This is a genomic window from Mycolicibacterium grossiae (assembly GCF_008329645.1).
Taxonomy (GTDB): domain Bacteria; phylum Actinomycetota; class Actinomycetes; order Mycobacteriales; family Mycobacteriaceae; genus Mycobacterium; species Mycobacterium grossiae.
This window is the reverse complement of the sequence record NZ_CP043474.1, coordinates 5,463,864-5,484,389: the sequence shown is the minus strand read 5'-3', so window position 1 is coordinate 5,484,389 and position 20,526 is coordinate 5,463,864. Positions and strand designations below refer to the sequence as shown.

The window sequence follows — 20,526 nt, the reverse complement described above, 5'->3', positions numbered from 1 at the left end:
GCATACTGTGCGAGTGACCGATTTGGGGGAATGGGTTCGCGTCGATCCGCACGCTGCGAAACCGCTGTTCGATCAATTGCGGATGCAGATCATCGCGGGGATTCGGGAAGGGCGGCTCGCGCCGGGGACGCGACTGCCCACCGTCCGCGAACTGTCCGGTGAGTTGTCCATGGCCGTGAACACCGTGGCGCGGGCCTACCGCGAACTCGAGGCGGCGGGCATCGTGGAGACCAGGGGACGGTTCGGCACCTTCGTCGCGCGCGCCGATCCGGCCGACTCGGCGATGGCCAGCGCCGCGCACGCGTACGCGGCGGCGGCCCGCTCGCTCGGCGTCGACAAGGTGGCCGCGCTCGGTTACGTCGAAGCCGCGTTCGGCTAACCGAACTCGAGCAGCGTCAACGCCGGGCGCACCGGGTCCAGCAGCGGGATGCGCTGGGCGGCCCACAGCACCGTGTTGAGGATGCGGCCGCGTCCGGCCGGCAGCGTCACGTCGTGCACCGCCCGCACACCCGGGACCACGTCCACCAGGCGCGCGGCCTCGGACGCCGACATCGCGAACGGCATGGGCGGCACGCGGTAGCGCAGCGACGTCCGCATGCCGCGCCGCGCCCAGGCGGCGAACCACGACGGGGGCAGGTCGAACATCATCCGGCCGCCGGGGAACCGGCGCGCACATTCGGTGATGATCGACATCGCCTCGGTCGGCTGCAGGTACATCAGCAGTCCCTCGGCGGTGACGAACACGCCGTGATCCGGGTCGACGCGGTCCATCCAGCTGAAGTCCAGGGCCGACTGCGCGCACACCTCGACGCGGTCGGAGGCGGGCAGCAGCGTCGAACGCAGCTCGACGATCGGCGGGAGATCCACCGTCAGCCAACGAAACTGGTCGCCGTACGGCCCGGCGGCGAGCCGGTGGAAGCTGGTCTGCAGCCCCTCGGCGAGGGCCACGACGGTGGCCTTCGGGTGGTCGCGCAGGTAGTCCCGCGTGGCACGGTCGAAGGCGAGCGCCCGCAGCGCCATGTCCTGCCTGCGGGAGTAACCGAACTTCGCGAAGTCGAAGGCGATCCGGTCGACCAGCTCGATCGCCATCGGGTCGTCGATGATCGCGTCGGGCCTGCGGGCCTCGCTGGCCCGCACCTGCAGCGTCAGCAGCGCGGTCTCGGACACACCGGTCAGCAGGGCGTCGACCTTGGGCTTCGTCACGACCGCGAATGTACCGAATCGGCGGATAGCAGCAGCTTGTCGACGGTGCGGAGGTTGCGGGTGGTGGTCGAGGACTTGTAGCGCTTGCGGCCCATGGTCTTGCCGACCGCCGACGCCAGCGTGTGGTCGCGGGCCACCTGCCAGTACAGGACGCCGTCACCGCGCGCGATGCGTTCGCCCGGGCCGGGATCCTCGCCGAGGGCGGCGAGTTCGTCGAGCACGTCGGCGTCGGCGACGAAGGTGACGTACGAGTGGTGGCCCTGCACCTCCCGCTCGAACGGGTACGCCCGCGAGACCGCGCGCACCTCCTCGACCGGGTACGTCAACACCCAGGCCTCGTAGCCGAACGAATCCCGCAGCGCCGCTTCGGCTCCGGACCGTACGTCCGCGACGTCGTCCGGGCTGTCGACCAGGACGTTGCCGCTCGCGAGGACGGTCCGCACCGCGCCGAATCCGGCGCCGGCAAGCGTCGCGGCGACGTCGGCCATCTTCAGGGTGACGCCGCCGACGTTCACCCCCCGCAGGAACAGCGCGTAGCGGGTCATGCCGGTCATGGTAGGCAGCCGCGGGCGATTGCGGGTCGGGTCCGGGGTGGCGGTCGTAGGCTGGCGACCATGACCCGTCACGTGTTCGACGACAAGCTGCTGGCCGTCATCAAGGGCAACTCGCTCGGCGTGCTCGCCACCGTCAAACGGGACGGCAGACCCCAGCTGTCCACGGTCACGTATCACTTCGACCCGCGTGCGGTCGCCATCCAGGTGTCGGTGACCGAGCCGCGGGCCAAGACCCGCAACCTGCGCCGCGATGCGCGCGCGTCGCTGCACGTCGGCTCCGACGACGGCTGGTCCTACGCGGTGGCCGAGGGCGACGCCGTCCTCACCCCGCCGGCGGCTGCGCCCGACGACGACACGGTGGAGGCGCTGATCGCGCTGTACCGCAACGTCGCCGGCGAGCATCCCGACTGGGACGACTACCGACGCGCGATGGTCGACGACCGCAGGGTGCTGCTGACGCTGCCGATCGCGCACCTCTACGGCCTGCCGCCCGGCATCCGCTGACGCCCGGTAAACGGGGCGACGCCGCCGCGGCGCCACGCTAGTCTTCCGGGCATGCCCGAGAAGCCCGAGGACGCCGGAGACATCAATCCCGCAGACGCCCCATCCGGGAGCGACGACACCCGGCGCAAGTTCCGCGAGGCGCTCGAGCGCAAGAAGGCCGCGGGCGGGCGCGGCGCCGACCACCGCGACGGCGGCCGCAAGCAGCCGACGTCGCACGGCCCGGTGGAGAACCGCCGGGAGTTCCGCCGCAAGAGCGGCTGACGCCTATCTCACGCGGGGACGGCTGACGCCTATCGCGCCGTGCGCTCCTGCCACAGGATCGCCGCCAGGCAGACCGCCGACAGCGCCGCGACGGCGATCGCGAACACGATGCCCGCGGTGCGCAGACCCCAGTGCTGGGCCGCCTCGCCCGCGCCGACGACCGGCAGCGAGATCGCGACGTAGGCCACGACGAAGTAGGTCGAGCTGACCTCGGCGCGCCGCGCGGTCGGCGTCGCCTCCACCACGGCCGCCAGGCCGCGGCTAAAGCTGATGCCCTGCCCGATGCCGGCCACGATGGCCGCACCGATGAGCGTCGGCAGCGACGAGATCCGCAGCGCCACCGCCAGTGTCGCCATGCCGAGGATGAGGATGGCGCAGCCGATGGCGACCGCGCGCCGGGAGTCCATGTCCTTGGCGGCGACCTGGGCGATCGCCGAGGCGATGAAGATCGTGCTGGCGACCGCCCCGGCGACGGCGTGGTTTCCGATGCCGATGACGGTCGACAGGAACGACGGCGCGACGGCCATGAAGAGCCCGGTGACGGTGAAGCCGGCGAAGGCGGCGGTCGCGGCGGTGGTGAAGACGGCACGGGTCTCCGGCGGAATCGACAGGCGCTGCAACCCGATTCGGCCCGTGCGGTCGGAGGTCTCCGGCACCAGCCACACCGCGGCGGCCGCGAGCACCAGCAGTCCGACGTGCAGCACGAACGGGACCTGCAGCGGGTGCGGCACGTACTGCACCAGCAGGCCGGCCACGATGGGGCCCAGGCTCAGCCCGCCGATGTTGGCGATGGTCGCCACCACGGCGGCCACGGCGCGGCGGGCCTCGGGGACCGACTCGACGATCGCGGCCGTGGCCGTGCCCGTCGCGATGCCCGCCGAGAAGCCGGAGAGCAGGCGGCCGAGCAGCAGCACCGGCACGCTGTCGGCGATCAGGAACACCGCCGCACTGGCCGCGGCGAAGGCGACGGCGGCGAGCAGCATCGGTCGGCGGCCCACCGCGTCCGACCACCGCCCGAGCACCAGCAGCGCGCTGAGCACGCCCACCGCGTAGGTCGAGAAGATCACCGTCGTCGTCAGCACCGAGAAGTGCATGCGCTCGGCGTACAGCGCATAGATGGGCGTGGGCAGCGTCGTGCCCATCATCGCCGCCGCGAAGACGTAGGCCAGCAGGGCGAGCGCCGGGCGCGAGCGCGTCTCGTTCGGTGTCACGGGTCGAGTGTCGAGCACGCCCGGTGTCAACGCACGGGCGGCACCCGGACTTCCCGCCGTATGAGGCACCGGCAACGCCGTCGGCCCCCCGAGCCGGTGAGCGCGGGAGGCCGACGGTGTCGCGGCTGCTAGTGCGAGATGGCCTTCTCCGCGCCGATGCCGGTCAGCGATCGGACCTCCATCTCCGCGGCCACCGCCCGATCCTCGTCGTCCGGCGACGTCAGGGTGCCGACGATGCCGAGGATGAACGCGAGCGGGATCGACACGATGCCGGGGTTGGCCAGCGGGAAGAAGTCGAAGTCCGCGCCGGGGATCATCGCGGTCGCCGATCCAGACACCGCCGGTGAGAACACGATCAGCACGATCGTCGAGATCAGACCGCCGTACATGCTCCACAGCGCGCCGCGGGTGTTGAAACGCCGCCAGTACAGCGAGTACACGATGGTCGGCAGGTTCGCCGCCGCCGCGACCGCGAAGGCCAGTGCCACCAGGAACGCGACGTTCTGCCCGTTGGCGAGGATGCCCAGGCCGATCGCCAGCACGCCGAGCACCACCGCGGTGATCCGCGAGACCCGCACCTGCTCGGCCTCGGTCACCCTGTGCGATTTCAGGACCGATGCGTAGATGTCGTGCGCGAACGACGCCGACGCGGTGATGGTCAGGCCCGCGACCACCGCGAGGATCGTCGCGAAGGCGACCGCGGAGATGATGCCCAGCAGGACCACGCCGCCCAGTTCGAAGGCCAGCAGCGGCGCCGCCGAGTTCACCTTGCCGGGCGCCGCCATGATGCGGTCCGGTCCGACGATGGCCGCTGCGCCGTACCCGAGCGCCAGGGTGAACAGGTAGAAGGCGCCGATCAGCGCGATCGCCCACACCACCGAGCGGCGGGCTTCCTTGGCCGTCGGCACCGTGTAGAAGCGCATCAGCACGTGCGGCAGACCCGCGGTACCGAGCACCAGCGCGATCGCCAGCGAGAGGAAGTTGATCTGCGAGGTGACCGACCCGCCGTACTGCGCGCCGGGGGCGAGCACGTCACGGCTGGCGATGGCCTCGCTCGCCGAGCCGGACACGGCCGTCTGTGCGGCGCCGAGGATCTCGGAGAAGTTCAGCCCGAACTTTGCGAGCACCATGATCGTCATCAACCCGGCACCGGCGATCAGCAGCACGGCCTTGATGATCTGCACCCAGGTGGTGCCCTTCATGCCGCCGACGAGGACGTAGACGATCATCAGCACGCCGACGACGGCGATGACGATGGCCTGGCCGGCCGAGCTGGTGACGTCGAGCAGCAGCGCGACGAGGCCACCGGCGCCGGCCATCTGCGCCAGCAGGTAGAACAGCGACACCGTGAGGGTCGACGTGGCCGCGGCCAACCGGACCGGGCGCTGCTTGAGCCGGAAGCTCAGCACGTCGGCCATGGTGAACCGGCCGGTGTTGCGCAGCAATTCGGCGACCAGCAGCAGCGCCACCAGCCAGGCGACCAGGAAGCCGATCGAGTACAGGAAGCCGTCGTAGCCGTAGACCGCGATCGCGCCGGCGATGCCGAGGAAGCTGGCGGCAGACAGGTAGTCCCCGGCGATGGCGATGCCGTTCTGCGGTCCAGAGAAGCCGCGGCCGCCGGTGAAGAATTCGTCGGCCGTGGCGTTGCGCTTGCTGGCCCGGATCACCACGACCATCGTGACGACCACGAAGAGCGAGAAGATGCCGATGTTGGCGGCCGGGTTGCCGATGGTCTCGGCGGCGAGGTAGTGCGTCACCGGGCACCGCCCGCGATCTCGGCCTCGAGTTCGGTGCGCAGCGCGGCGGCGCGGGGGTCGAGTTCCCGGTTGGCGAACCGGACGTACAGGCCGGTGATCACGAAGGTCGAGAGGAACTGGCCGAGGCCGATCAGCAGGCCGACGTTGACGTTGCCCCACACCGGGGTGGCCATGAAGTCGTGGGCGAAGGCGCCGAGGATGACGTACAGGCCATACCAGACGAGGAAGAACGCCGTCATGGGAAACACGAAGCGGCGCAGCCGGTGGCGCAACTCCTGGAACTCCGGACTGGCTTGTACTGCCAGGTACCGTTCGCCGCTGATCGCGGCGGCGGGATCGGTGGGCATGGTCTCGGGCACCGCGGCACTCCTGTCATGTGACGATGGACTGCGGCCGAGCCTATTGAGACTCAGGTCACAACAGGGGGCTTTCCCCGGCGTGGGACGCCGAATTCGTGGGCCGCTGCGGTGAGCGGTCCCCGGGCGGCGACGAACGGTCAGTCACCCGGGAGTCGGTCGGCTCCCATGCCCAGGTGCTCGGGCAGGTGCATCCGGGCGAAGCTGCGCGCCACGTCGGCCGGGTGCGTCGCTGCGGTGCATCTGCTCACCACCACCATCACGACGAACGCGAGCGGCACGGTGACCGCCGCCGGGTAGCCGACGATTGCGGCGGGCCAACCGCCGAGCAGATCGTCGTCCAGGCCGCCGGCGATGGACAGCGTCGTCGCCACCCCGGACGCGACGCCGCCGACCACCAGGCCGGCGGCCGCACCGGCCGCCGTCAACCCGCGCCACCAGACGCCGAGGACGAGCAGCGGGCACAGCGTCGAGGCCGCCACCGCGAACGCGAGGCCGACGCTGCGGGACAGTTCCAGCGACGACGCGAGCAGGGCAAGCGGAACGGGGACGATGCCGCCGACGAGCGCGGCGACGCGGAAGTCGCGGACCCGGCCGCCCAGGACGTCGGTGGACAGCGCGCCGGCGATGCTGATCAGCAGCCCGGACGACGTCGCGAGGAACGCCGCGATGGCGCCCGCGGCGACCAGGGCGGCGAGTGCCGGGGCGAGCCAGGCGACGGCGGAGGCACCACCGACCGCCGCGCTGGGCGCCAGGAGTACCGCGGCGTCCGCGGTGCCGGTGATGAGCAACTGCGGCACGAATTGCCGGGCGAAGACGCCGAGCAGCGTGGGGAAGAGATAGAACAGCGACAGCAGGGCGATGACCGCGAGCGCCGTGCGGCGGGCGGCCCGGCCGTCGGGGTTGGTGTAGAAGCGCACCAGCACGTGCGGCAGTCCCATCGTGCCGAGGAACGTCGCGATGATGATCGAGAGCACCTGGTAGGTCGGGTGATCGCCGCCCAGACCGCCGCCGGAGGCCAGCCGGTCCTCGCCCGCGCCCGGCGCCCCGGCGACCACCGGCGTCACCGCCCCGGCCGCCAGTCGCAACGTGGTGCCGGCGGCCAGCGCGTACTCCCCGGGTGCGCCCAGCGGGGCGTCGGCGACGGACCGGCCGTCGACGGTGCCGGTGACGACGATCCCGGCCGGGGCCGCGACGCCCACCACCACGTCGGTCTCGACGGCGACCGTGGTCTCCTGCCCGACGCGCGGCGGCAGCGGGCCGCCGAGGTCGGAGCCGTCGCGCAGCACGAGCGCCAGCAGGACCAAGGCGGGCACGGCGATCGCGGTGAGCTTGAGCCAGTACTGGAACGCCTGCACGAACGTGATGGACCGCATGCCGCCGCCCACCACGTTGACGATGACGATGACCCCGACCGTCACCGGGCCCACCCACACCGGCAGGCCGAGCAGCGTCTTGAGCGCGAGACCCGCGCCCTGGTACTGCGGCACCAGGTAGAACGTGCAGACGACCACCACGACGAGCATCGCGACCTTGCGCAGCCGTACCGAACCGAGCCGGAACTCGGCGAAGTCGGGCACGGTGTAGGCGCCCGACCGGCGCAGCGGGGCGGCGACGAAGAGCAGCAGCCCGAGGTAGCCCGCGGTGAAGCCGACGGGGTACCACAGCGCGTCGGCGCCGTACTTGGCAATGAGCCCGGCCACGCCGAGAAACGAGGCAGCCGAGAGGTATTCGCCGGAGATGGCGGCGGCGTTCCACTGCGGACCGATGCTCCGGGAGGCCACCAGGAAGTCGGAGGTGGTGCGCGACAACCGGTTTCCGTACAGGCCGATCACCACGGTCGCCAGGGCGGCGGCCAGCAGCGCGGCGGCGGTGAGCGGCGCCGCGGTCACGGTTCGCCGTCGACCACGCGGACGAAGTCGCGCTCGCCCTGCTCGGCGAGCCGCACGTAGAGCCGGCCGACGCCGTACAGCACGGGGTAGACCGCCACGGCGAGGACGAGCCAGTTGAGGCGGATGCCGAGCACCCGCACGTCGGACACGTCGGGGAACGCGACGATGATCAGCGGGACCGCGGCCACCGCGCCGACGGCCACCGCGGCCAGGCGCAGCGCCAGCCCGAGTTGGGCACGCACCAGCCCGCGCACCAGCGCGTCGCCGACCGGTGTCTGCTCCTGCACTTCGACGCGCGTGCGGATCACGCGTGCGCCGCGCCGGTGGGAGAGCACGACGCGTTCGCGCTGCGGCCTAGTCATCGGCGGCGGGGCGCAGGTGGCGCATCGGGTCGCGGACCAGCCGGTCGCGCAGTTCCTTCGCCTGCCGCCGGCTCACGGGCAGCTCGACGGCGGGGGAGGCGCCGTTGGCGCGCAGCCGCACCAGCACGGCGCCGTCGGTGGTGCGCAGCCCGGTGACCTGCCGCAGCGCTACCAGGTAGGACCGGTGGATGCGCTGGAACCCCCGGTTGCGCCAACGGGATTCGAGCGTGCTCAGCGGGATGCGGACCAGGTGCGCACCGGAGGAGGAGTGCAGCCGGGCGTAGTCGCCCTCGGCCTCCACCCAGCCGATCGTGTCGCGCGGCACCAGGTGGGTGATTCCGCCGAGTTCGGCGGGGATGACGTCGGCGCGGGCGTCGGGGTCCGCGGCCTCAGCGTCGGTCGGCCGGTCGTCGCGCGCCTCCTCGCGAGGTGCCTCGTCGGCCTCCGGCTTGGTGGCGTTCGTGGCGTCGGTGGCGAGCACCCGGCGCACCGCCTCGTCGAGGCGGCGGGGACGGATCGGCTTGAGCAGGTAGTCGACGGCGCCGACGTCGAACGCCTCGACGGCCTTGTCGTCGTGGGCGGTGACGAACACGACCGCGGGACGGGACGTGAAGTTGGCCAGCACCGCGGCGAGTTCGAGGCCCGACAGGCCCGGCATGTTGATGTCGAGGAACACCGCGTCGACGCTGCGGGCGTTGAGTTCGCGCAGCGCCGAGGTCGCGTCCCCGGCCGTGATCACCTCGCCGATGCACGGGTGTTCGCCGAGCAGGTAGGCCAGCTCGTCGAGGGCGGGCGCCTCGTCGTCGACGGCCAGCACCGTCAGTGCCTTCATCCTCGCGCCTTCATCCTCGCGAACCTCCTGCGGCGTGGACGCCGGACCGGAACTTGGGCACCCGCATGACGACCTTGGTGCCCGCGTCGACCGCCGTCTCGACAACGAGACCGTAGTCGTTGCCGAACGCCGCGCGCAGCCGATGGTCGACATTGGTCAGCCCGACATGGGCGGAGTGCCCGGCCGACGGCGCCGACCCGTCGGCCAGCGCATCGGCGGGACCCGAGCGCAGCGCGTCGGGATCCATGCCGACGCCGTCGTCCTCGACGGTGATGACGCAGTCGGTGCCGTCGTCGTAGGCGACGATCTCCAGCATGCCGCCGCCGCGGCCGGCCAGCCCGTGCCGAACGGCGTTCTCCACCAACGGTTGCAGCGCGAGGAAGGGGACGACGACGCCGAGCATCTCCGGCGCCACCCGCAGCCGCACGGCCAGGGCGTCACCGAAGCGGGCGCGTTCCAGCGTCAGGTAGCGGTCGATGTTGCGCAGCTCGTCGGCCAGCGTCGTGAACTGGCCCGCCGACCGGAACGAGTAGCGGGTGAAGTCGGCGAATTCCAGGATCAGCTCGCGCGCGCGGTCGGGATCGGTGCGCACGAACGACGCGATGGTGTTGAGCGCGTTGTAGATGAAGTGCGGGCTGATCTGGGCGCGCAGCGCGAGCACCTCGGCGCGGTCGAGCCGGGCGCGCGACGCGTCGAGGTCGGCGAGTTCGAGCTGGCTGGCGGCGTACCGGGCCACCTCGCCGATCGCGCCGAGCGTGCCGGGGCCGGGGTCGCGCGCGGTGGCCACGACGAGCACGCCGAGGGTGTCACCGCCGTCGGTGACCATCGGTTGCGCGACGAGTGCGCCGGTGGCGTGCCGCCCCATGCTGCGTCGCTGCCCGGCCAGCGCCGCGGCGGTCGCGGCGTCGGCGTCGGTCAGCCCGTCGCCCGCCCAGGGGCCGTCCTCGGCGAGCCGCTCGCCGGTGTCGTCGTACAGGGCCACCGCGTCGGCCCCGGTCAGCCGGCGCAGGAACGGCGCCGCCTGCCGGGCGGACTCGGCGCCCAGACCGTTGCGCAGCGCGTGCGCGGCGAGCGAGGCGGTGTGCAGCGCGGCGTGCGTGGCGCGCTCGGTGGGTGTGGCGACCACCCGGCGGGTCCGGACGGCGATCACGGCGGCGACGACGGTGGCCACGATGAGCGCCGCCGCGAGGGCGATCGCGATTTCGCCCGGCATGTCACCTCGCAGTCGACCGGTGCCCGGTTGGGGATCTTCACACGGTGTGGTCACCATAGACTGAGCCGATGGCGAAGTTGCAGCTCGTGCAGGATCCGGCGGCGGACGAACTCCTCGAGTCGAACCCGTTCGCGCTGCTGGTCGGGATGCTGCTCGACCAGCAGATTCCGATGGAGGTCGCGTTCGCGGGGCCGCGCAAGATCGCCGAGCGGATGGGCGGCTTCGACGCCCACGACATCGCCGAGTACGACCCGGAGGCGTTCATCGCGCTGGTGTCGGAACGCCCCGCGGTGCACCGCTTTCCGGGCTCGATGGGCAAGCGCGTCCAGGACCTCGCGCGGGCCATCGTGCAGGACTACGACGGCAACGCCGCCGCACTGTGGACCGCGGGCGACCCCGACGGCCGCGAGGTGCTGCGGCGGCTGAAGGCGCTTCCGGGGTTCGGCGAGCAGAAGGCCAAGATCTTCCTCGCGCTGCTGGGCAAGCAGTACGGCGTGACGCCTCAGGGCTGGCGCGAGGCCGCCGGCGACTACGGCACGGCGGGCACCCACATGTCGATCGCCGACGTCGTCGACGCGGGCTCGCTGGAGAAGGTGCGGTCCTACAAGAAGGCCGCCAAGGCGAAGGCGAAGGACGCGAAGGCCGCCGGCGCGGCGAAGGGCTGACCTTCGCGGTCACGTCGTGCGCCGAGCCTGCTGGGAGATCGGCTTTTTCCCCCTCATCGCGTTCTGGCCGCAGTCTCGGCAGCAGTGACGACGCCACGGTGCGCTCGTGGGATCGTGGTCACATGGCGAAGACACATCTCAACTGCCCGTGCGGCGAGGCGATCACCGGCACCAACGAGGACGATCTCGTGGAGAAGGCGCAGGCCCACCTCGCGGAGGCACATCCCGGTCGGGATTACGACCGCGAGATGATCCTCTTCATGGCGTACTGACCCCGCACGAACTCGAAGCCGCGAGCGTGCGCGTCGCGCCGGTGAATCAGGCCGGCGGTCAGGGGTCGACGCGCACGCTCGCGGGTGGAGACGGTGGTGGTCAGGGCACCACCGTCGAGCCGATGGTCGGCATGAACTGGCACTGCTTCTCGGTCGTCGTCACCTGACCGAAGATCGTCGACATGATGCTGCCGGAGCCGGTGTCGGCGATCGCCACCAGCGTGGTGGGTCCTGCCGGGTTGATGTCGGCCTGCGGCTTGAGCGTCGCCGACCCCGACTTGCCCGTGGTGAGGTTGACCCAGGTGACGTTGAGCGGCAGCTTCTGCTCCGCGGCGGGCCCCGGGGTGCCCATCGCGGTGAACACGTAGGCCGTCTGTCCCGCGGCGGGACCGGGCGCCGGAATCTTCGCCGGACCGGCCACCGAGATCGCGGTCGCCAGGACGTTGCCGCCGTCCTTGAGGCACCCGTTGCTGATCGACGGGTACATGAAGTCCTGCGTGACCGGCGCGTCCGGGCCGAAGCCCGGCGCGTTGGCGCCGTTGGGGGCGGGCGCGGCGCCATCGGGCGCGGGGGCAGGAACGGCGTCCGGGGCGGTCCCGGGTGCGGCGGCCGCGGCGGGCACCGCGTCGGGGGCGGGGGCCGGAGGGGCCTCTGGTGCAGGAGCGGGTGCGGGTGCGGGAGCAGCCTCGGGTGCGGGGGCCGGGGCCGCCTCGGGTGCGGGAGCCGGCGCGGCCTGCGGGGCGGGCGCGGCCTGCGGTGCCGCGGCGGGGGCGGCGTCGGGGACCGGTCCGACCGCGTGGGCGGGGTTCACACCGGCCGGCAGGTGGGCGTCGGCGCCGGGGGCAGCGCCCGCGGCGGGGACGTGCGCCACCTGGGCGGCCTGCGGATCGGTGACGAAGCTGTTGACCGCCGCCGCGACGTTGCGCGAATCCGGTGCCGCGGCGGAGTCGCCGGCGAAGGCCGCCGCCGCCGCCATCAGCATGGACGCGGCGTTGCCGGGATCGGCCGCGGCCTGCTGGATGACGGGGCCGAGGCTCTGCACGGCGGGCAGGCCGGGCGCCTGCACGTCGCTGATGGGTAGGGGCGCCGGCGGCACCGGTTCGGCATGGGCGATGCCCGGGCCGAAGGTCAGTGCCGCCGACGCGCCGAGCGCGACGACCAGTGTCCTCATCGATGACATGACTCTCCCGTATCGGTTTCGGTTACTGCGTCGTCGGCGTGGGTCAGGGCAGGGCGGACGCCGGGAACACCAGCGGCGCAAGGCTTTGCAAGCTCTGCGCGCCGGTGGTCGGCGCCGGGGCACCCGGTGCTGCGGGAGCGGCCGGGGCGGCCGGCTTCGGCAGCAGGTTGGACAGCGGCGTGCCGGCGGGCATCAGCGACGAGAGGTCACCGGGCAGGTCGACCTGCTGCGGCAGCGGGGTGCCCGGCACCTGCGGCAGGTTCACCTCGGCCGACGGCACCAGGCCCTGGGCCGCCGGTGCAGCGGCGGCAGCGGCCGGGGCGGCGGCCGCAGCGGGTGCCGCGGGGGCCAGACCCAGCGGACCCTGGCCGGGCGGCAGGTTCAGCGTCGCCGAGGCGGTCGGCGTCGCCGCGGGCACGGCGGCCGGGGAGGCGGCCCCGGTGGCACCGGACAGCGTCGAGGCCAGGCCCTGCAGCATCATCGGCGCGTTGGCCAGGTTCAGGAACGGCAGGCCGGGGATGCTCGGCGCGGCGGGCGCGGGAGCCGGAGCCGGAGCGGGCTCCGCGGCGGCCGGCGCACTCAGCGCCAGCGCCGCGCCGACGGTGCCGGCGACACCGATCATGCTGGCGGCGAACAGTTTTCGAGCGAAGTGCATGGTTCTTCCAATCGGTTGGCGGCACGTCCGCTACCGAAGCTACGGAGTTACGGGAGTTACTCAAGTGACATGAGTGGCATTTATGCAACCGTTACGCACACGGTTGCAGACGGTGACCGGTCGCTACAGTCGGACGAATAGACGTTCACTCACCGGCCCGGCCGGTCCCCAGCGCGGCCGCGGCCCGTCTGAGAGCGGCAGCGCCCTGGCTGCTCGCGCTCAGCGTCGCCGCGCGGCTGGCGTGGACGTACCTGGTGCCCAACGGTGCGAACTTCGTCGACCTGCACGTCTACGTCGGCGGCGCCGCCACCCTCGCGAACGGCGGCGCGCTCTACGACTACGTCTACGCCGACCAGACGCCGGACTTCCCGCTGCCCTTCACCTACCCGCCGTTCGCCGCGGTGGTGTTCGCACCGCTGCACCTGGTGCCCTTCGGCGTGTTGGCCTTCGCATGGCAACTCGGCGTGATCGCCGCGCTCTACGGCGTGGTGTGGGTCAGCCTGCGCCTGCTGGGCCGTGACGACCGCCGGCTCGCCATGGCGTGGACGGCGCTGGGCATCTGGACCGAACCGCTGCGCAGCACGTTCGACTACGGCCAGGTCAACGTCATCCTGGTGCTCGCCGTGCTGTGGGCGGTGTACGGCAGCCGCTGGTGGCTCTCGGGTCTGCTCGTCGGCCTGGCCGCAGGCGTCAAGCTCACCCCCGCCGTGTCGGGGCTGTACTTCGTCGGCGCCCGGCGCTGGGGCACCGCGCTGTGGTCGGCCGTCGTCTTCTTCGCCACCATCGGCGTGTCGCTGCTGGTGCTCGGCGATCAGGCGCGGTTCTACTTCACCGACCTGCTCGGCGACGCCGACCGCGTCGGTCCGGTCGGCACGTCCTTCAACCAGTCCTGGCGCGGTGGCATCTCGCGCATCCTCGGCCACGACGCCGGCTTCGGGCCCGCCGTCGTGATCGCCGTCGCGGCGACCGCAGTGCTGGCGTTCCTGGCATGGCGCGCCGTCGGCGGGGCAGCCGACCGGCTCGGCGCCCTCGTCATCGTGCAGCTGTTCGGGCTGCTGCTGTCGCCGATCTCGTGGACCCACCACTGGGTGTGGCTCATCCCGCTGATGCTGTGGCTGCTGCACGGGCCGGTGCGCAACCGGCCCGGAGCCCGCATCGTCGGCGGGGGCTGGCTGGCGCTGACGCTGATCGGTGTGCCGTGGCTGCTGAGCTTCGCGCAGCCGACCATCTGGGAGATCAGCCGGCCGTGGTACCTGGCGTGGGCCGGACTGGTCTACGTCGTCGCCACCCTGGCGACGCTGGCGTGGATCGTGCTCAGCCGGCGACGATCCGGTTGATGTCGCGCGCCATCTCGACGTCCTTCTCGGTGATGCCGCCCTCGGAGTGCGTGACGAGTGCGAACGTCACGGTCCGCCAACGGATGTCGATGTCGGGGTGATGGTCACGTTGCTCCGCCTGCTCGGCGACGCGACGAACCGCCTCGACGCCGTCGAGGAACGCCGGGAAGTCGATCGAGCGCCGCAGCGCGCCGTCCGCACGTTCCCAGCCGGGGAGATCGGACAGCGCGGCGTCGACCTGATCGTCGGGTAGTACGGCCATGCCCTCCGGTATACCGTCGCCCGCAGTGCAAAACCAGGACCCTGAAGTGCGCAACCAGGACACCGTCACCGTCGTCGCCGGCGCGCTCATCGCCGACGCGGCGTTGCTCGTCGCGCAGCGCCGCCACCCACCCGAACTGGCCGGCCTGTGGGAACTGCCCGGCGGCAAGGCCCTGCCGGGCGAGAGCGACGCCGTCGCGCTGGCGCGCGAATTGCAGGAGGAACTCGGCGTCCACGTCGACGTGGGGGAGCGGATCGGCGCCGACGTGGCGTTGCGCGACACCCTCGTCCTGCGCGCCTACCGCGTGACACTGCGCGCCGGCGAGGTCGCCGCGCTCGACCATCAGGCGCTGCGCTGGGTCACGCGCGACGATCTCGACGGCCTCGACTGGGTGCCCGCCGACCGCGGCTGGGTGCCGGCGCTGCGGGCTGCGCTGACGACGTCGGGGTGACATGCGGCACACCACGACGGTGGCGGCGTGCGAACGCCGCGTCCGTCGGCGCGGCGACGATCGCGGCGTCCGGACATGCCGCCACCGACCTGCGCCCCCCGCGGGACGCCGGTGCGCGCGGACCCCTGCGACCTGGCACCGCGATCGCCGTGGCGCACCCCGTCGCCGCTGGTGATCAGGCCTTTCGTGCCCGGCGGAACACCTTCTCGAGGTCCTTGCCCCGGATTCCGGACAGCTCCGCCTTGTGCACCTTGTGCAGCACCAGCGGGCAGCGCTTGCACCGCGGCTTCGAGCGGCAACACTTCTTCTTCGGCGTGGCGGTGGCGAACTTCTGGTGCTTCACGTGACGCTCAGACTGCCTTCCGTCGTTTTCGCGATTGCTCGCCTGCGCTGCGACAATCCTGGACGTGGATTTTCGTAACGTAGCCATCGTCGCGCACGTCGATCATGGCAAGACGACGCTCGTCGATGCGATGTTGCGGCAGTCCGGCGCCCTGACCCATCGCGGTGATGATGCCATCGAGCGCCTGATGGACTCCGGGGACCTGGAGAAGGAAAAGGGCATCACCATCCTCGCCAAGAACACCGCGGTGCACCGCACGCACCCGGATGGCTCGATGACGGTGATCAACGTGATCGACACACCGGGCCACGCCGACTTCGGTGGCGAGGTCGAGCGCGGCCTGTCGATGGTCGACGGCGTGGTGCTGCTCGTCGACGCCTCCGAGGGGCCGCTGCCGCAGACCCGCTTCGTCCTGCGCAAGGCGCTCGCGGCGCACCTGCCGGTGCTGCTGGTGGTCAACAAGACCGACCGCCCCGACGCCCGCATCGCCGAGGTGGTCGAGGAGAGCCACGACCTGCTGCTCGACGTCGCCTCCGATCTGGACGAGGAAGCCCAGGCCGCCGCGGAGAAGGCGCTGGACCTGCCGACGCTGTACGCCTCCGGGCGCGCCGGCATCGCCAGCACCACCCAGCCGGAGAACGGGCAGAACCCCGACGGCGAGAACCTCGACCCGCTGTTCGACGTGCTGATGGAGCACATTCCGCCGCCGAGCGGTGACCCCGAGGCGCCGCTGCAGGCGCTCGTCACCAACCTCGATGCGTCGGCGTTCCTGGGCCGTCTCGCCCTGATCCGCATCTACAACGGCAAGCTGCGCAAGGGCCAGCAGGTGGCGTGGATGCGCGAGGTCGACGGCGCACCCGTCGTCACCAACGCGAAGATCACCGAGCTGCTCGCGACCGTCGGCGTGGAGCGCAACCCGACCGACGAGGCCGTCGCCGGCGACATCGTCGCCGTGGCGGGCCTGCCGGAGATCATGATCGGCGACACGCTCGCCGACCCGGACCACGCGCACGCACTACCGCGCATCACCGTCGACGAGCCCGCGATCTCGGTGACCATCGGCACCAACACCTCGCCGCTGGCGGGCAAGGTCAGCGGCCACAAGCTGACCGCCCGCATGGTGCGCGACCGGCTGGACCGCGAACTGGTCGGCAACGTGTCGATCCGCGTCGTCGACATCGGCCGTCCGGACTCCTGGGAGGTGCAGGGCCGCGGCGAGCTGGCGCTCGCCGTGCTCGTCGAGCAGATGCGTCGCGAGGGCTTCGAGCTGACCGTCGGCAAGCCGCAGGTGGTCACCCGGACCATCGACGGCAAGCTGCACGAGCCGTTCGAGGCCATCACCATCGACTGCCCGGAGGAGTTCGTCGGCGCCATCACGCAGCTGATGGCGGCGCGCAAGGGCCGCATGGAGGAGATGGCCAACCACGCGGCGGGCTGGGTCCGGATGGACTTCATCGTGCCCAGCCGCGGCCTCATCGGCTTCCGCACCGACTTCCTCACGCTGACCCGCGGCACCGGCATCGCCAACGCGGTGTTCGACGGCTACCGTCCGTGGGCGGGCGAGATCCGTGCCCGCCACACCGGCTCGCTGGTGAGCGACCGCACCGGCAGCATCACGCCGTTCGCGATGATCCAGCTCGCCGACCGCGGCCAGTTCTTCGTCGAGCCCGGCGAGGACACCTACGAGGGCCAGGTGGTCGGCATCAATCCGCGCGCCGAGGACCTCGACGTCAACGTGACGCGGGAGAAGAAGCTGACGAACATGCGCAGCTCGACGGCCGACGTCATGGAGACGCTGGCCCGTCCGCTGACGCTCGACCTGGAGCAGGCGATGGAGTTCTGCGCCGAGGACGAGTGCGTCGAGGTGACCCCCGAGGTGGTCCGCGTGCGCAAGGTCGAGCTGACGGCGAGCCTGCGGGCGCGGGCGAAGGCGCGGGCCAAGGCGCGCGGCTGAGGATGATCGTGAGGCGCGGCTGACGCGTGTGGGGCGCGTGGTGCGCCCTTGGCTAGATTGAACGGCGTGCCGACGACTGCCCGACGCCTCGCCCTCCGCGTGAGCGCTCGGCTCGTCGGAGCGGTCAAGGTCGCGGCGTGCGGACTGCTCGTCGCGGCGTGCACCGTCAGCCCGCCGCCTGCGCCGCAGAGCACCGACACCACGCAGTCGACGCCGCCGCCACCGATGAAGGCGACGCAGATCATCATGGCGATCGACTCGATCGGGGCCGGGTTCAATCCCCACCTGATGAGCGACCAGTCGCCGGTCAACGCCGCCATCTCGTCGCTGGTGCTGCCGAGTTCGTTCCGGCCGATCGCCGACCCGGCGTCGCCGACCGGCTCGCGCTGGGAGGTGGACACCTCACTGCTCGAGTCGGCGGAGGTCACCGGCCAGGACCCGTTCACCGTCACCTACCGGATCCGCCCGGAGGCCTCCTGGACCGACAACGCGCCCATCGCCGCCGACGACTACTGGTACCTCTGGCGGCAGATGGTCAGCGAGCCCGGCGTGGTGGATCCCGCCGGCTACGACCTGATCACCGGAGTGCAGTCGGTGGAGGGCGGCAAGACGGCCGTCGTCACGTTCTCGCAGCCGTACCCGGCCTGGCGCGAGCTGTTCAACGACATCCTGCCCGCGCACATCGTCAAGGACGTGCCGGGCGGGTTCGCCGCGGGCCTGGCCCGCGCGATGCCGGTCACCGGCGGGCAGTTCCGCGTGGAGAGCATCGACCCGCAGCGCGACGAGATCCTGCTGGCGCGCAACGACCGCTACTGGGCCCAACCCGCCACGCCCGACCTCATCCTGTTCCGGCGCGGCGGGGCGCCCGCGGCGCTGGCCGACTCGATCCGCAACGGCGACACCCAGGTGGCCCAGGTGCACGGCGGCCAGGCGGCGTTCGCGCAGCTGTCCGCCATTCCCGACGTCCGGACCGCGCGCATCGTCACGCCGCGCGTCATGCAGCTGACGCTGCGGGCGCAGCGGCCGATGCTGGCCGACGTCGCGGTGCGCAAGGCGATCCTCGGACTCCTCGACGTCGATCTGCTCGCCGCCGTCGGCGCGGGCAGCGACAACACCGTGACGCTCGCCCAGGCGCAGGTCCGTTCGCCGTCGGATCCCGGGTACGTGCCGACGGCGCCGCCGGCGATGTCGCGGGAGGAGGCGCTGAACCTGTTGGGGCAGGCAGGCTTCCGCGTCGAGCCGGTGCCGACGTCGCCCCCCGCGACGCCGGGTACGCCGGCGCCGGACGAGGACCGCGGCCAGATCACCCGCGACGGCCAGCCGCTGGCGCTGGTCCTCGGCGTGGCCGCCAACGATCCGACCTCGGTGGCGGTGGCCAACACCGCGGCCGACCAGTTGCGCAGCGTCGGGATCGCCGCGTCGGTGCTGTCCCTGGACCCGCCCACGCTCTACGGCGACGCCCTGGCCGACGACCGCGTCGACGCCATCGTCGGCTGGCACCAGGCCGGCGGTGATCTCGCGACGGCGCTCGCATCGCGGTACGGCTGCCCCGCGCTGGAGGCGACCGCAGTGCCGACCACGCCGCCGGGTCCGGTCCCGCCGCAGACGACGCCGGGCAGCACGACGCCCACCGCCCCGCCGACGTCGGGTAGGTCGTCGACGCCCGCACGCCCCCCGACGAACACCACCACGGCGCCGTCGACCGGGACGATCACGACGGCCACGAGCCCGTCGCCCGCGCCGCGGCCCGATCAGCTGGTGCAGGCGCCGTCGAATCTCACCGGGATCTGCGACCGCAGCATCCAGCCGTCGATCGCCGCGGCGCTCGACGGGACGCAGAACATCGCCGACGTCCTCACCGCCGTGGAGCCTCGGCTGTGGAACATGTCCACGGTGCTGCCGATCCTGCAGGACACGACGATCGTGGCGGCCGGCCCCAGCGTCCGCAACGTCAGCCTGACCGGGGCCGTGCCCGTCGGCATCGTCGGCGACGCGGGCCGCTGGCTCAAGCTGCCGCGCTAGCGGTGTGGCGCTCGTGCGCCACCCGCAGTCCGTGTGCGGCGAGCGCGGCGAGCGCGAAGACGACCAGCAGCGAGACCGGCGGCCGGGCCAGCTCCCACACGAACAGCGCCGCCCATAGCGGCGCGCGTTGCGTCACGGCGAGGACGCCCGCGGCGCACGTCAGTGACAGCGCCGCCACCGACAGGTACGTACCGGCCCACGCGTTGAGGGCCAGCGCGAGAACCGATCCCGCGGCCGCGCCGGTCGCCAGCGCCGGGGTGAGGAGTCCGCCGACGGCGCCCGCGCGCAGGAACAGTGCGGTCAGGAGCGGTTTGAGCAGCAGGAGCGCGGCCGCCCCGCCAACGGTGAGGCCGGCGTCGACGCTGACGGTCAGGATGCTGCGTCCGTTGCCCGGCAGTTCCGGCCACCAGATGGAGCAGACGCCCATCACCAGCCCGGCGCAGCCAATCGCGGGAACCAGCGTCCAGGAACGGAACTGCGGCACCGGTCGTGCCCACGCCATCAGCCTGTCGAAGCCGAGTCCGATCGCGACGGCAATGGGGGCGATCGCCACGGCGAGAACCCCGAACAGGTACGACAGCCGCGCCTCGGGCCAGGTCAGCGAATGCTCCAGGTGGGTGACCGGGGCCGCGACCGCGACCGCGAGTGCCGACGTGAGCAGCGCGGTACCCAGCGCGCGCGGATGCCAGGTGCGCAACAGGATCTGGGTGGCGAACAACGCACCGCCGAGTGGGACGCTGTACACCGCTCCGAGGCCGGCGCCCGCCGCACTGGCCAGCAGGATCTCGCGGTCGCGCGCCGTGAGGGACAGACGGGCGATGCCGAGGTCGCCGAAGGACGCCGCCAACTGCCGCGGGGCGCCCTCGCGGCCGAGGGAGGCACCCGACCCCACCAGCAGGACCTGGATCAGCGCGTCGAGCGACATGCGGAGCCGGGGCAGCGGCCGGTGCTCGGTGATGGTCGTCGACAGGCTCGGGACGTCGGCGGTCCGGCGCAGCGCCCACCAGCACGCGCCGGCCAGCGCGCCGCCGAGCATCGGTCCCAGCGCCCGGCGCACGGGCGAACTGTCCCCGACCCCGGTCAGCAGCGTGCCGAACGAGTAGGCGTACGTCAGGTGCTCGACGAGGTGCAGCAGCCACGTGGTGGCCGCGCCCGCCAGCCCGGCGAGCAGTCCGACGAGGACGACCGCGCACGGGTACTCGACGGTGCGCCGCGACACGGGGTGAATCTATCTTGTGTC

23 protein-coding genes are annotated in these 20,526 nt (G+C 72.2%); 9 read left to right on the top strand and 14 right to left on the bottom strand.

Annotated features, from left to right (window positions below; genetic code table 11):
• The first annotated feature begins 13 nt into the window (after positions 1–13).
• Positions 14–379 carry an Rv1152 family transcriptional regulator gene (locus FZ046_RS26175; RefSeq protein ID WP_070354797.1) on the top strand — a complete coding sequence of 122 codons (366 nt, stop codon included), beginning with the start codon at positions 14–16 and terminating at the stop codon, positions 377–379.
• Here FZ046_RS26175 and FZ046_RS26170 read toward each other — a convergent pair.
• Both FZ046_RS26170 and FZ046_RS26165 read right to left on the bottom strand, forming a co-directional pair.
• Positions 376–1,203, bottom strand: a complete 828-nt coding sequence (locus FZ046_RS26170; protein WP_211372259.1) for a class I SAM-dependent methyltransferase — start codon at positions 1,201–1,203, stop codon at positions 376–378. The genes FZ046_RS26175 and FZ046_RS26170 overlap by 4 nt on opposite strands.
• Positions 1,200–1,748 (bottom strand): DUF1697 domain-containing protein, encoded by a 549-nt coding sequence (locus tag FZ046_RS26165; RefSeq protein WP_070354827.1) that lies wholly within the window; start codon positions 1,746–1,748, stop codon positions 1,200–1,202. The genes FZ046_RS26170 and FZ046_RS26165 overlap by 4 nt, the downstream gene beginning before the upstream one ends.
• A gap of 69 nt (positions 1,749–1,817) precedes the next feature.
• Between FZ046_RS26165 and FZ046_RS26160 the strand changes: the two genes are divergently transcribed.
• Together FZ046_RS26160 and FZ046_RS26155 are read left to right on the top strand one after the other, a co-directional pair.
• Entirely contained in the window at positions 1,818–2,261 is a 444-nt protein-coding gene (locus FZ046_RS26160; protein WP_070354796.1) for a PPOX class F420-dependent oxidoreductase, read from the top strand.
• A 51-nt stretch (positions 2,262–2,312) separates the two neighbouring features.
• On the top strand, positions 2,313–2,522 hold the full coding sequence (locus tag FZ046_RS26155) for a DUF5302 domain-containing protein (protein ID WP_070354795.1): 210 nt from the start codon (positions 2,313–2,315) through the stop codon (positions 2,520–2,522).
• A 29-nt stretch (positions 2,523–2,551) separates the two neighbouring features.
• On the opposite strand, the gene FZ046_RS26150 is transcribed toward FZ046_RS26155, so the two are convergent.
• The 7 genes from FZ046_RS26150 to FZ046_RS26120 all read right to left on the bottom strand — a co-directional run bounded on the left by FZ046_RS26150 (position 2,552) and on the right by FZ046_RS26120 (position 10,145).
• Positions 2,552–3,667, bottom strand: coding sequence for an MFS transporter (locus FZ046_RS26150; RefSeq protein ID WP_070354826.1), 1,116 nt, complete (start codon positions 3,665–3,667; stop codon positions 2,552–2,554).
• A 194-nt stretch (positions 3,668–3,861) separates the two neighbouring features.
• Entirely contained in the window at positions 3,862–5,490 is a 1,629-nt protein-coding gene (locus tag FZ046_RS26145) for a monocarboxylic acid transporter (protein WP_070354794.1), read from the bottom strand.
• On the bottom strand, positions 5,487–5,837 hold the full coding sequence (locus FZ046_RS26140) for a DUF485 domain-containing protein (protein ID WP_070354825.1): 351 nt from the start codon (positions 5,835–5,837) through the stop codon (positions 5,487–5,489). Before FZ046_RS26140 ends, FZ046_RS26145 begins: the two co-directional genes overlap by 4 nt.
• Before the next feature lie 149 nt (positions 5,838–5,986).
• A complete protein-coding gene (locus FZ046_RS26135; RefSeq protein ID WP_070354793.1) occupies positions 5,987–7,738 on the bottom strand; it encodes a sodium/solute symporter in 1,752 nt (583 codons plus the stop codon).
• Positions 7,735–8,100: a hypothetical protein gene (locus FZ046_RS26130; protein WP_070354792.1), complete on the bottom strand. Its 366-nt coding sequence runs from the start codon at positions 8,098–8,100 to the stop codon at positions 7,735–7,737. Before FZ046_RS26130 ends, FZ046_RS26135 begins: the two co-directional genes overlap by 4 nt.
• Positions 8,093–8,932 carry a LytR/AlgR family response regulator transcription factor gene (locus FZ046_RS26125; protein WP_070354791.1) on the bottom strand — a complete coding sequence of 280 codons (840 nt, stop codon included), beginning with the start codon at positions 8,930–8,932 and terminating at the stop codon, positions 8,093–8,095. The genes FZ046_RS26130 and FZ046_RS26125 overlap by 8 nt, the downstream gene beginning before the upstream one ends.
• Before the next feature lie 10 nt (positions 8,933–8,942).
• Positions 8,943–10,145 carry a sensor histidine kinase gene (locus FZ046_RS26120; RefSeq protein WP_070354790.1) on the bottom strand — a complete coding sequence of 401 codons (1,203 nt, stop codon included), beginning with the start codon at positions 10,143–10,145 and terminating at the stop codon, positions 8,943–8,945.
• A gap of 68 nt (positions 10,146–10,213) precedes the next feature.
• Here FZ046_RS26120 and FZ046_RS26115 point away from each other — a divergent pair, with 68 nt between their 5' ends.
• Together FZ046_RS26115 and FZ046_RS26110 are read left to right on the top strand one after the other, a co-directional pair.
• A complete protein-coding gene (locus tag FZ046_RS26115; RefSeq protein WP_070354789.1) occupies positions 10,214–10,810 on the top strand; it encodes an HhH-GPD-type base excision DNA repair protein in 597 nt (198 codons plus the stop codon).
• A gap of 122 nt (positions 10,811–10,932) precedes the next feature.
• On the top strand, positions 10,933–11,082 hold the full coding sequence (locus FZ046_RS26110; protein WP_070354788.1) for a DUF1059 domain-containing protein: 150 nt from the start codon (positions 10,933–10,935) through the stop codon (positions 11,080–11,082).
• A 100-nt stretch (positions 11,083–11,182) separates the two neighbouring features.
• Here the strand turns inward: FZ046_RS26110 and FZ046_RS26105 are convergent, their stop codons facing one another.
• On the bottom strand, positions 11,183–12,262 hold the full coding sequence (locus FZ046_RS26105; protein ID WP_149484345.1) for an Rv1157c family protein: 1,080 nt from the start codon (positions 12,260–12,262) through the stop codon (positions 11,183–11,185).
• 43 nt (positions 12,263–12,305) lie between these two features.
• The gene (locus FZ046_RS26100) at positions 12,306–12,917 is read right to left on the bottom strand and encodes a hypothetical protein (protein WP_070352115.1); all 612 of its coding nucleotides are present in this window, start codon (positions 12,915–12,917) and stop codon (positions 12,306–12,308) included.
• Positions 12,918–13,054: 137 nt separating this feature from the next.
• Here FZ046_RS26100 and FZ046_RS26095 point away from each other — a divergent pair, with 137 nt between their 5' ends.
• Positions 13,055–14,254: a mannosyltransferase gene (locus FZ046_RS26095; protein ID WP_083298085.1), complete on the top strand. Its 1,200-nt coding sequence runs from the start codon at positions 13,055–13,057 to the stop codon at positions 14,252–14,254.
• Here the strand turns inward: FZ046_RS26095 and FZ046_RS26090 are convergent.
• Entirely contained in the window at positions 14,232–14,516 is a 285-nt protein-coding gene (locus tag FZ046_RS26090; RefSeq protein ID WP_070352113.1) for a 4a-hydroxytetrahydrobiopterin dehydratase, read from the bottom strand. The two genes, FZ046_RS26095 and FZ046_RS26090, sit on opposite strands and share 23 nt — an antisense overlap.
• 46 nt (positions 14,517–14,562) lie before the next feature.
• Between FZ046_RS26090 and FZ046_RS26085 the strand changes: the two genes are divergently transcribed.
• The gene (locus FZ046_RS26085; protein ID WP_070352112.1) at positions 14,563–14,967 is read left to right on the top strand and encodes a (deoxy)nucleoside triphosphate pyrophosphohydrolase; all 405 of its coding nucleotides are present in this window, start codon (positions 14,563–14,565) and stop codon (positions 14,965–14,967) included.
• 175 nt (positions 14,968–15,142) lie between these two features.
• On the opposite strand, the gene FZ046_RS26080 is transcribed toward FZ046_RS26085, so the two are convergent.
• Positions 15,143–15,310, bottom strand: coding sequence for a hypothetical protein (locus FZ046_RS26080; protein ID WP_099045846.1), 168 nt, complete (start codon positions 15,308–15,310; stop codon positions 15,143–15,145).
• A gap of 64 nt (positions 15,311–15,374) precedes the next feature.
• Here FZ046_RS26080 and typA point away from each other — a divergent pair, with 64 nt between their 5' ends.
• Positions 15,375–17,264: a translational GTPase TypA gene (gene typA / locus FZ046_RS26075; protein ID WP_170292484.1), complete on the top strand. Its 1,890-nt coding sequence runs from the start codon at positions 15,375–15,377 to the stop codon at positions 17,262–17,264.
• 57 nt (positions 17,265–17,321) lie between these two features.
• The gene (locus FZ046_RS26070) at positions 17,322–19,286 is read left to right on the top strand and encodes an ABC transporter family substrate-binding protein (RefSeq protein ID WP_407664489.1); all 1,965 of its coding nucleotides are present in this window, start codon (positions 17,322–17,324) and stop codon (positions 19,284–19,286) included.
• Here the strand turns inward: FZ046_RS26070 and FZ046_RS26065 are convergent.
• Entirely contained in the window at positions 19,270–20,505 is a 1,236-nt protein-coding gene (locus tag FZ046_RS26065) for a chloride channel protein (RefSeq protein WP_070352110.1), read from the bottom strand. The genes FZ046_RS26070 and FZ046_RS26065 overlap by 17 nt on opposite strands.
• Positions 20,506–20,526 lie beyond the last annotated feature (21 nt).